Source organism: Pseudomonas sp. CFBP 5748 (assembly GCF_053850495.1).
In genome coordinates, this window is record NZ_JBSPTN010000001.1 from 536,960 (window position 1) to 549,776 (window position 12,817).

The 12,817-nt window shown below is 62.4% G+C and carries 11 protein-coding genes; 3 read left to right on the plus strand and 8 right to left on the minus strand.

The features are described from left to right. Positions 1–239: 239 nt before the first annotated feature. From ccoP to ccoN, 4 genes are read right to left on the minus strand one after another with little or no spacing between them, the layout of a single operon-like run. The gene (gene ccoP, locus ACWNZ1_RS02450) at positions 240–1,193 is read right to left on the minus strand and encodes a cytochrome-c oxidase, cbb3-type subunit III (RefSeq protein WP_135844512.1); all 954 of its coding nucleotides are present in this window, start codon (positions 1,191–1,193) and stop codon (positions 240–242) included. Next, entirely contained in the window at positions 1,190–1,393 is a 204-nt protein-coding gene (locus ACWNZ1_RS02455; protein ID WP_135844513.1) for a cbb3-type cytochrome oxidase subunit 3, read from the minus strand. Before ACWNZ1_RS02455 ends, ccoP begins: the two co-directional genes overlap by 4 nt. Before the next feature lie 3 nt (positions 1,394–1,396). Continuing rightward, a complete protein-coding gene (gene ccoO / locus ACWNZ1_RS02460; protein ID WP_014339376.1) occupies positions 1,397–2,005 on the minus strand; it encodes a cytochrome-c oxidase, cbb3-type subunit II in 609 nt (202 codons plus the stop codon). A gap of 10 nt (positions 2,006–2,015) precedes the next feature. Further along, complete coding sequence (gene ccoN, locus ACWNZ1_RS02465; protein ID WP_014339375.1) at positions 2,016–3,440, minus strand: cytochrome-c oxidase, cbb3-type subunit I; 1,425 nt, start codon at positions 3,438–3,440, stop codon at positions 2,016–2,018. Between the two features lie 96 nt (positions 3,441–3,536). Between ccoN and ACWNZ1_RS02470 the strand changes: the two genes are divergently transcribed. Further along, positions 3,537–4,229 (plus strand): alpha/beta family hydrolase, encoded by a 693-nt coding sequence (locus ACWNZ1_RS02470; RefSeq protein ID WP_456027323.1) that lies wholly within the window; start codon positions 3,537–3,539, stop codon positions 4,227–4,229. Between the two features lie 191 nt (positions 4,230–4,420). Here the strand turns inward: ACWNZ1_RS02470 and ACWNZ1_RS02475 are convergent, their stop codons facing one another. The 3 genes from ACWNZ1_RS02475 to acnA form a co-directional block, all read right to left on the minus strand. Then, entirely contained in the window at positions 4,421–5,986 is a 1,566-nt protein-coding gene (locus ACWNZ1_RS02475; protein ID WP_135844515.1) for a methyl-accepting chemotaxis protein, read from the minus strand. Between the two features lie 79 nt (positions 5,987–6,065). After that, positions 6,066–6,854 (minus strand): CPBP family intramembrane glutamic endopeptidase, encoded by a 789-nt coding sequence (locus ACWNZ1_RS02480; RefSeq protein ID WP_265072856.1) that lies wholly within the window; start codon positions 6,852–6,854, stop codon positions 6,066–6,068. 125 nt (positions 6,855–6,979) lie between these two features. Beyond that, a complete protein-coding gene (acnA, locus tag ACWNZ1_RS02485; protein WP_256452429.1) occupies positions 6,980–9,721 on the minus strand; it encodes an aconitate hydratase AcnA in 2,742 nt (913 codons plus the stop codon). Between the two features lie 172 nt (positions 9,722–9,893). Here acnA and rlmM point away from each other — a divergent pair, with 172 nt between their 5' ends. Then, the gene (gene rlmM, locus ACWNZ1_RS02490) at positions 9,894–10,967 is read left to right on the plus strand and encodes a 23S rRNA (cytidine(2498)-2'-O)-methyltransferase RlmM (protein WP_135844518.1); all 1,074 of its coding nucleotides are present in this window, start codon (positions 9,894–9,896) and stop codon (positions 10,965–10,967) included. Between the two features lie 187 nt (positions 10,968–11,154). Continuing rightward, a complete protein-coding gene (gene tusA / locus ACWNZ1_RS02495; protein WP_003183455.1) occupies positions 11,155–11,406 on the plus strand; it encodes a sulfurtransferase TusA in 252 nt (83 codons plus the stop codon). Here tusA and ACWNZ1_RS02500 read toward each other — a convergent pair. Continuing rightward, positions 11,403–12,806, minus strand: coding sequence for an MATE family efflux transporter (locus ACWNZ1_RS02500; RefSeq protein WP_456027324.1), 1,404 nt, complete (start codon positions 12,804–12,806; stop codon positions 11,403–11,405). The two genes, tusA and ACWNZ1_RS02500, sit on opposite strands and share 4 nt — an antisense overlap. Positions 12,807–12,817 lie beyond the last annotated feature (11 nt).

The following is a 12,817-nucleotide window of genomic DNA, read 5'->3' on the forward strand; positions in this document are numbered from 1 at the left end:
CAGGCAACTGTCGCAACAGCCGTTGTCTACCTGCCTTTGCGGTCTTTTTTGCCGAACGGATTGTCGAACACATCGGGTCGGGTCGACCTGAAACCGGCAATCGCCAGTGCACGCAGAGGCAAGCTTAGACCCGATTAGGGAGAACCGAAAGGCAGACTATGGAAGGGTGCGACAATGCGTCGCGCAGGGGCACGGAACCGCCGCATCCGGATGGATGCGGCTGTTCGTGTGGTCAGGATTTATTCGCTTTTACTTTCAGCTTGCAGGCGTTCGGCGCCGGCGGTGTGGGACAGGCTGTAGACGTAGGCGGCCAGCAGTTGCACTTTGTCATTGCCGAGCAGTTCATTTTGCGCCGGCATATGGCCTTGGCGGCCATGGCGAATGGTCTGCTGCAACTGTGCCAGGCTGGTGCCGTAGATGAAGCCGGCCGGTTGCGTCAGGTTCGGCGCCCCCATGGCTTCGGTGCCCTGGCCGTTGGCGCCGTGGCAAGCCACGCAGGTGGTGTTGAATGCCTGCTGGCCGGCTTGCAGGTCGGCGCCGCTGTCCGCTGGCAGAGGCAGGCCGGCCAGGTCGTGACGCACATACGCAGCCACGTTCTTGACCCCGGCTTCCCCCAACACTTCGCCCCAGGCCGGCATTGCCGCCATGCGGCCGCCCATGATGGTGGTCTTGATGGTGTCGGCAGTGCCGCCCCAGCGCCAGTTGCTGTCGGCCAGGTTCGGGAAGCCGAAGGCGCCCTTGGCGTCCGAGCCGTGGCAGACCGAGCAGTTGGAGGCGAACAGGCGGCCGCCCATCTTCAAGGCCTGTGGGTCTTTGGCAACTTCTTCCACTGGCATGGCGGCGAATTTGGCGAAGATCGGGCCGAACTTGGCATCGGCCTTGGCCATTTCCTTTTCCCATTCATGGGCGCCGGTCCAACCATTCTCGTAGCCTGGCAGGATGCCTTTCCAGTTGCCCAGGCCAGGATAGAGGACCAGGTAGCCGACGGAAAACACCAGGGTGCCGGCGAACAACAGGAACCACCACTGCGGCAGTGGGTTGTCGTACTCCTCGATGCCATCGAAGCTGTGGCCCATGGTCTGGTCGACGCTGCCCTTGGTCTCGCCCTTGCGGGTGCCGATCAGCAGCCAGGTCAGGCCGATCAGGCTGCCGATGGTCAGTACGCAGATCCACGTACTCCAGAAGGTGGTCATGGCCGGGTACTCCTTGTTGCAGGGTCTTGGGGGGTGGCGAGGTCGGCGGGCGGCTCGTCGGCGAACGGCAGCAGGCGCGCCTGGGCGAATTCCGGGCCGCGTTTGCTGCTGAATACCCAGAGGGTCAGGCCGATGAAGGCCACGAACACCACGACCGTGCCCAGGCCGCGGATCATTCCTGTACTCATTTCAAGAACCATGGCTCACCTCTTGCTCTTGATGGCAGTGCCGAGCACTTGCAGGTACGCCACCAGCGCATCCATTTCGGTCTTGCCCTTGAGCGAGGCCACGCTGCCGGTGATGTCGTCGTCGGTATACGGCACGCCCAGGGTGCGCATGGCGCGCAGCTTGCCTTCGGTATGGCTGCTGTCCACCGCTTGGGTCACCAGCCATGGGTAGGCCGGCATTTTCGACTCGGGCACGACGTTGCGCGGGTTGTACAAGTGGGCGCGGTGCCAGTCATCGGAGTAGCGCGCGCCGACCCGTGCCAGGTCCGGCCCGGTACGCTTGGAGCCCCACAGGAACGGGTGGTCCCAGACGCTTTCGCCCGCCACCGAATAGTGGCCGTAGCGTTCGGTCTCGGCGCGGAACGGACGGATCATCTGCGAATGGCAACCGACGCAACCTTCGCGGATGTAGATGTCGCGGCCTTCCAGTTGCAAGGCGGTGTAGGGCTTCATGCCGTCCACCGGTTTATTGGTCACGTCCTGGAAGAACAGCGGCACGATCTGAGTCAGGCCGCCAATGCTCACGGCCAACACCATCAGCAGCATCAGCAGGCCGACGTTTTTTTCGATTGTTTCGTGTTTCATGGTGGACTCCTCAGGCCATCTGCGCGGCAGCGGCGGCTTCGGCAGGCTGGTAGGCCCGCACGGTGCGCCAGGTGTTGTAGGCCATCAGCAGCATGCCGAGGAGGAAGATCGCCCCGCCTGCCAGCCGTACGACGAAGCCGGGGTGGCTGGCCACCAGGGTTTCGACGAAGGAGTAGGTGAGCGTGCCGTCCTCGTTCACCGCGCGCCACATCAGGCCCTGGGCGATGCCGTTGACCCACATGGAGGCGATGTACAGCACGGTGCCGATGGTCGCGAGCCAGAAGTGCGCGTTGATCAGGCCGATGCTGTGCATCTGTGGCCGGCCGAAGACTTTCGGGATCATATGGTAGAGCGCCCCGATGGAGATCATCGCGACCCAGCCCAGCGCGCCAGCGTGGACGTGGCCGATGGTCCAGTCGGTGTAGTGGGAGAGGGCGTTGACGGTCTTGATGGCCATCATCGGACCTTCGAAGGTCGACATGCCGTAGAACGCCAGGGACACGACGAGGAAGCGCAGGATCGGGTCACTGCGCAATTTATGCCAGGCACCCGAGAGGGTCATCATGCCGTTGATCATGCCGCCCCAGCTTGGCGCCAGCAGGATCAGCGACATCACCATGCCCAACGACTGTGCCCAGTCCGGCAGCGCGGTGTAGTGCAGGTGGTGGGGACCTGCCCAGATGTACAGGGTGATCAGCGCCCAGAAATGCACGATGGACAAGCGATAGGAATACACCGGGCGCTCGGCCTGTTTCGGCACGAAGTAGTACATCATCCCCAGGAAGCCTGCGGTGAGGAAAAAGCCCACGGCGTTGTGGCCGTACCACCATTGCACCATCGCATCGGTAGCCCCGGCGTACACCGAGTAGGACTTGGTGAAGCTCACTGGCAGTTCCAGGTTGTTGACGATGTGCAGGATCGCCACGGTCAGGATGAACCCGCCGAAGAACCAGTTACCGACGTAGATGTGCTTGGTGTTGCGCTTGGCCACGGTGCCGAAGAACACGATGGCGTAGGCAACCCAGACGATGGTGATCAAGATATCGATCGGCCATTCCAGTTCGGCGTATTCCTTGGAACTGGTGTAGCCCAGTGGCAGGCTGATGGCCGCCAGCAGGATCACCAGTTGCCAGCCCCAGAAGCAGAACGCGGCGATTTTCGGCGCGAACAGCTGGGTCTGGCAGGTGCGTTGCACCGAGTAGAACGAACTGGCGAACAGGGCGCAGCCGCCGAAGGCGAAGATCACTGCGTTGGTGTGCAGCGGGCGCAGACGGCCAAAGCTGGTCCAGGGCAAATCGAAGTTGAGCTGTGGCCAGACCAATTGGGCCGCGAGAAAAACCCCGAGGCCCATGCCGACGATGCCCCACACCACCGTCATAATGGCGAATTGGCGGACCACCTTGTAGTTGTAGGCGGTACTGATAGAAGTGTTCATGGTTCCCCATCCACGGTTCAGCCGAAGTGAGCGCCTGCGCAAGGCAGTGCGGCGTTCTTCGCCTGGAGTTATAGGCAGACTAAAAGCGAGATCAGCATGGACAAACAGCACAAGGCCAGTATTGACGGGGATCAATGGGCGCGATGTGTGGCCGAACACGGCTGGCTATGGACAGCCGGACAAGCGGTTGCCAGCGCCAAGGCGCCGACCCTGGTCCTGGCCCATGGTGCCGGTGCGCCGATGGACAGCGGCTTCATGGAAGAAATGGCTGCGCGCCTTGCCGCGCATGGCGTCAACGTGTTGCGTTTCGAGTTTCCCTACATGGCCCAGCGGCGCCTGGATGGGGGCAAGCGCCCACCCAACCCGGCACCGAAGCTGCTGGAGTGCTGGCGTGAGGTTTACGCCACGGTGCGGCCTTATGTCGCTGGGCGGCTGGCTATCGGCGGCAAGTCCATGGGCGGACGCATGGCGAGTTTGCTCGCCGATGAGTTGGGCAGCGGTGCGCTGGTGTGCCTGGGCTATCCCTTCTATGCGGTGGGCAAACCGGAGAAACCGCGGGTCGAACACCTGGCGGCGTTGAAGACCCGAACCTTGATCGTCCAGGGCGAGCGCGATGCGCTGGGCAATCGTGAGGCAGTGCAGGGATATGCCTTGTCACCAAGCATCGAGGTGATGTGGCTGGCGGCAGGGGATCATGATCTGAAGCCGTTGAAGGCTTCGGGGTTTAGTCATGAGCAGCATCTGGAGGCGGCGGCGGGCAAGGTGGCGGCGTTTCTTCTTCAGGATTGATAGCGCCTGTCCCGGCCTCTTCGCGAGCAGGCCCGCTCCCACATTTTGAAATGCGTTTGCAGGAGCAACTGCAATCCCCTGTGGGAGCGGGCTTGCTCGCGAAGACGGTTCATAACGCGACACCACTTTTGAATTGGCAATAAAAAACCGGGAAGTATCACCTTCCCGGTTTTTTATTGAACAGGCATCTCTCAGCGGTTAAACCGCTCCACCAACGAATACTGCGTATTGGCCGTGCGGGTCAATTCTTCGCTGAGCAACGCCGAGCTGTGGGCCTGGCCCGAGGTCTGGTCGGCCAGTTCCGAGATGTTGCTGATGTTGCGGCTGATCTCCTCGGCCACCGAACTCTGCTCTTCGGTAGCGGCAGCGATCTGTGTGGTCATGTCGGTGATGTTGGCCACTGCTTCGCTGATTCCCACCAGCGCCGCGTCCGCCTCCATGACCCGTGCCACGCCTTCTTCGGCCTGGCGGTGGCCGGCCTCCATAGTCTGCACGGCATTGGTCGCGGTTTGCTGGAGCTTGGCGATCAGGGCATGGATCTGCCCGGTGGATTCGCTGGTGCGTTGCGCCAATTGCCGCACTTCATCGGCCACTACGGCAAAGCCACGCCCCATCTCCCCGGCACGGGCCGCTTCGATGGCGGCATTGAGGGCCAGCAGGTTGGTCTGGTCGGCGATGCCTTTGATCACATCTACCACGCCACCGATCTCGTCGCTGTCCTTGGCCAGTTGAGTCACGGTCTGGCCGGTCTCGCCGACCACCACCGACAGGCGCTCGATGGCTTCACGGGTTTCGCCTGCGATGTCGCGGCCGCGACTGGTCAGGCGATTGGCTTCCTGGGTGGCGTCGGCGGTGCGCTGCACATGGCTGGCGACTTCCTGGGTGGTCGCGGCCATCTGGTTGACCGCGGTGGCGACCTGTTCGGTTTCCACTCGCTGGCGTTCCAGGCCGCTGGAACTGTTGTGGGCCAGGGTGTTGGACTGGCGCGCCTGATCATTGAGGTGCTCAGCGGTGTCCTGCAGGCGGGTCAGGCAGGTTTTCAGGCGAGCTTCCTGGCTGAGGATCGACATCTCCAGGCGCGCCTGGGCGCCACGGCTATCGGTATACATCTGGGCAATCAGTGGATCGGAGGTGGTTTGCTCGGCCAGGCGCAGCAGGCGCTTGATCCCGCGTTGTTGCCATTGCAGGCCCATCAGTCCCAGGGGCACTGACAGCGCGGCCGCCAGGGCAAAGCCCCAGGAGGAGTTGAGGAACGCGCCCACGACGAAGCTCAATTGGCTGACCAGGATAAACGGCAGCCAGTCCTGCAGTATCGGCACCCATTTGTCGCTGCCCGGGACCGCGGCCTTGCCTTGGTTGATGCGTCGATAGAGTGCTTCGGCCCGAGCGATCTGTTCGGCGGTGGGTTTGACCCGCACCGACTCGTAGCCGACGACCTGGTTGCCTTCGAACACGGGGGTGACATAGGCGTTGACCCAGTAATGGTCACCGTTCTTGCTGCGGTTCTTGACGATGCCCATCCATGGCAAGCCTTGTTTCAACGTGCCCCACATATGCGCGAACACGGCTGGGGGAACATCGGGATGACGCACCAGGTTGTGCGGCGAACGGATCAATTCTTCCTTCGTATACCCACTGATTTCAACGAACGCGTCGTTGCAGTAGGTGATTACACCCTTGGCGTCGGTGGTGGAAATCAATCGTTGCTGGGCCGGGAAGGTCCTTTCGCGTTGTGTGACAGGTTGATTGTTACGCATGGTGTGTATAGATCCGCAAGGCTTTGAAAGGTTGTCGGCGCCGTCAGGTTTTAATTGAGGCTATTTTTACCTGTCGCTATCACGCCAGCATCGGGTAGGTAAATAGGGCGAAATGAAGCAGATTGAGGCCGAAATGGGTGGTAATCGCGGCGCCCAGGCCGCCAAAACGATAAGCGAGGCCGTAACCGACCCCTGCCAGGCCCGACAGCAGCACCCATTGCCAGCCCGCGCCGATGTGCACCAGGCCGAACAGCAGCGAGGCCAGCAGCAGCGCCAGGTTGTCGCCATGGGTCAAATGTTTGAAGCGCCGGCTCAGGCCTCCCTGAATGTAGCCACGAAACAGCGCCTCCTCCACTAACGTCACCAATAAAAGATTATTAAGCACCCACAGCCAGGCGTGGTCCGGCCACTTCGGTGCCCAGTGGATCATGCCCAGGAGCATCGCTCCGCCGAGGGCCAGCACCGTGCTGAACGCCAGGCCCAGGGCCGTGGCATAGATCGACAAACGCAACGAGCGTCGACCAACGATCCACGGGCAGGCCAGTAGCAGCCAGAAACCGATCAGCGGCTTGTCCTGATTCAAGTACATGGCGAACCGCACGGCATCATCGGTCAAGCGTTGCGCCGGGATCGCCCGCCCGTTGAAAAAGCCCGGCATCCAGTGCAGCGCCAGCGCCAGGGCCATTACCAGGAAAAGGATATGTCCGAGAAACCGGCCAACCAGCGTTTGCTCCTGGCGAACCGCATACCCGGCAAATAGCAATAACGCGACTGAGATGCCTGCGGTCCAGGCCAGTTGGCCGTAGGCCAAAGCCGAGACATAGCCGATGGAGAGGAGCGCCAGGTACGGCCAGGGTAGGGCAGGCATATCACATCCTTTTGAGACTGAGGAACCGGTGTGGCGGGTCGGGCAGGCAGAGCCGGCGGGATTATAGGCAGGCTCATACAAAAACACCGCCTTTAAGCGGCGGTGTTTTTGTAGGACGGGTCTTTTTAACCTGTAATCAATTGCCGTAGGACGTAATGCAGGATTCCTCCGGCCTTGAAGTATTCCACTTCATTCAAGGTATCGATTCGACACAGTACTTCAATCCGCTCCTGGCGCCCGTCTTCCCGGGTGATGACCACGGGCAGGTTCATGCGCGGTGTCAGTTCGACGTCATTGAGCCCCAGGATGTCGAGGGTTTCCTTGCCCGTGAGGTTCAGGCTCTTGCGATTCTGATCGAGCTTGAACTGCAACGGTAGTACGCCCATCCCCACCAGGTTGGAACGATGGATGCGCTCGAAGCTTTCGGCGATCACCGCTTTTACGCCCAGCAGGTTCGTGCCCTTGGCCGCCCAGTCCCGGCTCGAACCGGTGCCATATTCCTGGCCGGCAATCACCACCAGTGGCGTGCCCAGGGCCTGGTACAACATGGCGGCGTCGTAGATTGGCATTCTTTCGCCCGTGGGGATGTAGATCGTATTGCCGCCTTCTTCGCCGCCAAGCATTTCGTTGCGAATGCGGATATTGGCAAAGGTGCCGCGCATCATCACCTGGTGGTTGCCGCGCCTTGAACCGTAGGAGTTGAAGTCCCGCGGCTCGACGCCCTGTTCACGCAAATAGCGGCCGGCCGGGCTGTCGGTCTTGATGTTGCCGGCGGGGGAGATGTGGTCGGTGGTCACCGAGTCCCCCAGCAGGGCCAGTACCCGGGCGCCCTCGACATTCTTGACGGCCGGTGGCGGCCCGCCGATGTCGTCGAAGAACGGTGGGTGCTGGATGTAGGTCGAGTCGGCCTGCCAGACGTAAGTCGCCGCTTGCGGCACCTCGATGGCCTGCCATTGCTCGTCACCGGCAAACACGGCGGCGTATTCCTTGTGGAACATGCTGGTGTTCACCTGGGCCACGGCCTCGGCCACTTCCCGGCTGCTGGGCCAAATGTCCCGCAGATACACCGGGTTGCCGTCCCGGTCGTTGCCCAGCGGCTCGCTGCTGATATCGATACGCACCGTGCCGGCCAGGGCATAGGCGACCACCAGCGGCGGCGAGGCCAACCAGTTGGTCTTCACCAGCGGATGCACCCGGCCTTCGAAGTTGCGGTTGCCCGACAATACCGAGGCCACGGTCAGATCGGCCTTCTGGATGGCTTTTTCGATCGGCTCCGGCAACGGTCCGGAGTTACCAATGCACGTCGTGCAACCGTAGCCCACCAGGGCGAATCCCAGTTTGTCCAGGTACTCGGTCAGGCCGGCGGCCTTGTAGTAATCGGTAACCACCTTGGAGCCCGGCGCCAGGGAGCTCTTGACCCAAGGCTTGCGGGTCAGGCCTTTTTCCACGGCTTTTTTCGCCAGCAGCCCGGCGGCCATCATCACGCTGGGGTTGGAGGTGTTGGTGCAGGAAGTGATGGCGGCGATCACCACCGCGCCGTTTTTCAGGCGATGGGTATGGCCTTCGAATTCGTACTCGGTTTCCCCCACCTGATCGGCGTTGCCCACCGCGACCCCACCGCCGCCCTCGCTTTCCAGGCGTCCTTCTTCTTTGCTGGTGGGTTTGACTTGCAGCCCCAGGAAGTCACTGAAGGCCTGGCCGACATTCGGCAGCGAGACACGGTCCTGAGGGCGTTTCGGCCCGGCGAGACTGGCCTCGACGCTGCCCATGTCCAGCTCCAGGGTGTCGGTGAACACCGGTTCCTGGCCGGGCAATCGCCACAGGCCCTGGGCTTTGCAATAGGCCTCTACCAGTTTCACCGTTTCCGCCGGCCGCCCGGACAGGCGCAGGTAGTCCAGGGTCACATCGTCTACCGGGAAGAAGCCACAGGTGGCGCCGTATTCCGGGGCCATATTGGCGATGGTGGCGCGGTCGGCCAGGGGCAGGTCGGCAAGGCCATCGCCATAGAACTCGACGAATTTCCCCACCACACCTTTTTTACGCAGCATCTGCGTGACCGTCAGCACCAGGTCAGTGGCGGTGATGCCTTCGCGCAGCTTGCCGGTGAGCTTGAAGCCGATGACCTCGGGAATGAGCATCGACACCGGCTGGCCGAGCATCGCCGCTTCCGCTTCGATCCCGCCGACCCCCCAACCCAGCACACCGAGGCCATTGATCATGGTGGTGTGGGAGTCGGTGCCCACCAGGGTATCCGGGAACGCGTAGGTGCGACCGTCTTCTTCGCGGGTCCACACGGTGCGGCCCAGGTATTCGAGGTTGACCTGGTGGCAGATGCCGGTGCCCGGCGGTACCACACTGAAGTTGTCGAAGGCGCTTTGGCCCCAACGCAGGAAGGCGTAGCGTTCGCCGTTGCGCTGCATTTCGATGTCGACGTTCTGTTCGAATGCCTGGCTGCTGGCGAACTTGTCCACCATCACCGAGTGGTCAATCACCAGGTCCACCGGCGACAGCGGGTTGATTCGCTGGGGATCGCCGCCGGCCTTTTCCATGGCGGCGCGCATGGCGGCCAGGTCGACCACGGCGGGGACACCAGTGAAGTCTTGCATTAATACCCGTGCCGGACGGTATTGAATCTCGCGGTCGGAACGACGTTCTTTCAGCCAACCGGCCAGGGCCTTGAGGTCGGTGCCGGTGACGGTTTTTTCATCTTCCCAGCGCAGCAGGTTTTCCAGCAGCACTTTGAGCGACATCGGCAGCTTGTCCAGGTCGCCCAGGCTTCGGGCGGCGTCCGGCAGACTGAAGTAATGGTAGGTCCTGGCGTCGACTTGCAGCGTTTTGAGGGTTTTCAGGCTATCGAGGGACGGCATTGAAATGACTCCTTTGAGTCCGCACGGCTACGGACTGACGGGACGGACAGAGCCTTTAACCTAGCCCTGTTTTGAGCGTATGACTAATCACTGGACTCTATGGGCAGGTTCGGGGTTCCGAAGTCCGCTATCATGCGGCGGTTTTCGTGACAGGCTTTGCTACGGAGTTTCAATGAACACGCTTTTCATGCACTGCCGACCAGGCTTCGAAGGCGAGGTCTGTTCCGAGATCGCCGAGCACGCCGCCCGGCTCAATGTGGCCGGCTACGCCAAGGCCAAACCGGCCAGTGCCTGCGCTGAATTTGTCTGCACCGAAGACGACGGTGCCGCGCGGCTGATGGGCGGCCAGCGTTTCGCCGAACTGATTTTTCCGCGCCAGTGGGCGCGCGGCACCTTCATCGACTTGCCGGAAACCGACCGCATCAGTGTCATCCTGGCCCACATGGCGCAGTTCCCGACCTGCGGCAGCCTGTGGCTGGAAGTGGTGGACACCAATGACGGCAAGGAACTGTCGAACTTCTGCAAAAAGTTCGAAGGCCCCTTGCGCAAGGCCCTGGTCGGCGCCGGCAAGCTGGTGGACGACCCGCACAAGCCGCGCCTGCTGCTGACCTTCAAGAGTGGCCGCGAAGTGTTCCTGGGGCTGGCGGAATCCGATAACTCGGCGATGTGGCCCATGGGCATTCCCCGCCTGAAATTCCCCCGGGAAGCGCCGAGCCGTTCCACCCTAAAGCTCGAAGAGGCCTGGCACCATTTCATCCCCCGGGACCAGTGGGACGAGCGCCTGCACAGCGACATGACCGGTGTGGACCTCGGTGCGGCGCCAGGCGGCTGGACCTGGCAGTTGGTCAACCGGGGCATGCTGGTGACCGCTATCGACAACGGCCCGATGGCTGAAAGCCTGATGGACACCGGCCTGGTTCAGCACCTGATGGCGGACGGTTTTACGTTCAAGCCCAAGCAGCCGGTGGACTGGATGGTCTGCGACATCGTCGAGAAACCGGCGCGCAATGCGGCGATGCTCGAAGAGTGGATTGGCGAAGGGCATTGTCGCGAGGCGGTGGTCAATCTCAAGCTGCCGATGAAACAGCGCTATGCCGAAGTCAAACGCCTGCTCGAACGCATCGCCGACGGTTTCAAGGCCCGGGGTATCAAGGTCGAGATCGGCTGCAAGCAGCTGTACCACGACCGTGAGGAAGTGACCTGCCATCTGCGGCGGTTGGATACCAGGAAACCCAAGTCCCGCTAGCGCTCAAAGGCAATGAGATTTCCTTGTGGGAGCGGGCTTGCTCGCGAAAGCGGTGGGTCAGTTAACATTTGAATAACAGGCAGATCGCCTTCGCGAGCAAGCCCGCTCCCACAGGATACGGTGTTAAGCCAGAGGTGACCGAGCGCCGACATTGCGCGACAATGCCGGCCAGTTTCAGGAGTAGAACATGAGTGAAATGAACGATACGCCGGTCGACGGCACACTGGATGCCACCGGTCTCAATTGCCCGGAACCGGTGATGATGCTGCACCAGCACATTCGCGACCTGGCGCCCGGTGGGTTGCTGAAGGTGATTGCCACCGACCCCTCGACCCGTCGCGACATCCCCAAGTTTTGCGTGTTCCTCGACCACGAGCTGGTGGCCCAGCAGGAGGAAGCCGGCACCTACCTCTACTGGATCCGCAAGAAACTCGCTTAACCCACCGTGCGGCTGATGCGGTTCTGCTTGCGTGCGCTGCGGGCCAGGCGAATCGACAGCATCAGCGCCGCGCAGCTCAAGCCCACGATCAGGCCTTGCCACAACCCGCTCGGGCCGCTGGGTGCGCCGAGCCAGTCGGTCAGGCCCAGGGCGTAACCCACTGGCAGGCCAATGCCCCAGTAGGCGAACAAGGTCAGGATCATCGTCACCCGAGTGTCCTGGTAGCCGCGCAACGCGCCCGCCGCCGTGACCTGGATCGCATCGGAAAACTGAAACAGCGCCGCGTAGACGATCAGCATCGATGCCACGTTGATCACCACCGGATCGGCGGTGTAGATCGCGGCAATGGGCCCGCGCAGCGCGAACATCAGGCTCGCCGACAGGCAGGCGTAGGCCAAAGCGCTGCCCATGCCCACGCCTGCGGCGAAGCGCGCTTCACGGGGCAGGCCGCGGCCGAGCGTCTGGCCAACCCGCACCGTCACAGCCATGCCCAGGGAGTAGGGGATCATGAACACCAGGGAGCTGAAGTTCAGCGCGATCTGGTGCCCGGCCACCACCGTGGCGCCGAGGCTGCCGATCAGCAGGGCGATCACTGCAAAAATGCTCGACTCGGCAAACACTGCGATGCCAATCGGCAGGCCGATGCCCAGCAAGCGCTTGATGACCGCCCATTGCGGCCAGTCAAAACGGGCGAACAAGCGGCTTGACTGATAGGCTGGCGCCCAGCGGGCCCAACCGGCCATGCCCAGGGCCATGACCCACATCACGATGGCGGTAGCCCAGCCGCACCCGACGCCGCCCATGGCCGGTACGCCGAGGTGCCCGTAAATGAAGATGTAATTGAGCGGGATGTTCAGCGCCAGTCCGCACAAGCCCAACACCATGGCCGGGCGGGTCCGACCCAGGCCGTCGCTGAAGCAACGCAGTACGTGATACAGCGCCACCGCCGGCAGGCCGGTGCCGATGCCGCGCAGGTATTCCATGCACGGGCCGATCAATTCGGGGTCCACATTCATGATGTGCAGGATCGGCTCGGCGCTGAACAGCGCCAGCGTTGCAGTCAACCCCACCACCAATGCCAGCCACAGCGCCTGGCGCACCAACGGGCCGATCTGGTCGAACGTACCGGCGCCGAAGCGCTGGGCGACTTTCGGCGTGGTAGCCAGCAGTGTGCCGGTCATCAGCAGGAACACCGGCACCCAGATCGAGTTGCCCAACGCCACTGCTGCCAGGTCCCGCGGGCCGACACGCCCGGCCATCACCGCATCGACAAAGCCCATGGCGGTGGTCGCCAGTTGCGCCACCATGATCGGCAGCGCCAGGGCCAGCAGTGTCTTGAACTCCCGGCGAACCCGGGCCGGGCGGGAGAGGGGAGTCGGGGTGTCGATCACAGGATTCACAGGGCAAGCGT

Coding starts and splice junctions, on each gene's coding strand:
- ccoP (WP_135844512.1), bottom strand. CDS start 1,193: ATGACCACCTTCTGGAGTACGTGGATCTGCGTACTGACCATCGGCAGC.
- ACWNZ1_RS02455 (WP_135844513.1), bottom strand. CDS start 1,393: ATGGTTCTTGAAATGAGTACAGGAATGATCCGCGGCCTGGGCACGGTC.
- ccoO (WP_014339376.1), bottom strand. CDS start 2,005: ATGAAACACGAAACAATCGAAAAAAACGTCGGCCTGCTGATGCTGCTG.
- ccoN (WP_014339375.1), bottom strand. CDS start 3,440: ATGAACACTTCTATCAGTACCGCCTACAACTACAAGGTGGTCCGCCAA.
- ACWNZ1_RS02470 (WP_456027323.1), top strand. CDS start 3,537: ATGGACAAACAGCACAAGGCCAGTATTGACGGGGATCAATGGGCGCGA.
- ACWNZ1_RS02475 (WP_135844515.1), bottom strand. CDS start 5,986: ATGCGTAACAATCAACCTGTCACACAACGCGAAAGGACCTTCCCGGCC.
- ACWNZ1_RS02480 (WP_265072856.1), bottom strand. CDS start 6,854: ATGCCTGCCCTACCCTGGCCGTACCTGGCGCTCCTCTCCATCGGCTAT.
- acnA (WP_256452429.1), bottom strand. CDS start 9,721: ATGCCGTCCCTCGATAGCCTGAAAACCCTCAAAACGCTGCAAGTCGAC.
- rlmM (WP_135844518.1), top strand. CDS start 9,894: ATGAACACGCTTTTCATGCACTGCCGACCAGGCTTCGAAGGCGAGGTC.
- tusA (WP_003183455.1), top strand. CDS start 11,155: ATGAGTGAAATGAACGATACGCCGGTCGACGGCACACTGGATGCCACC.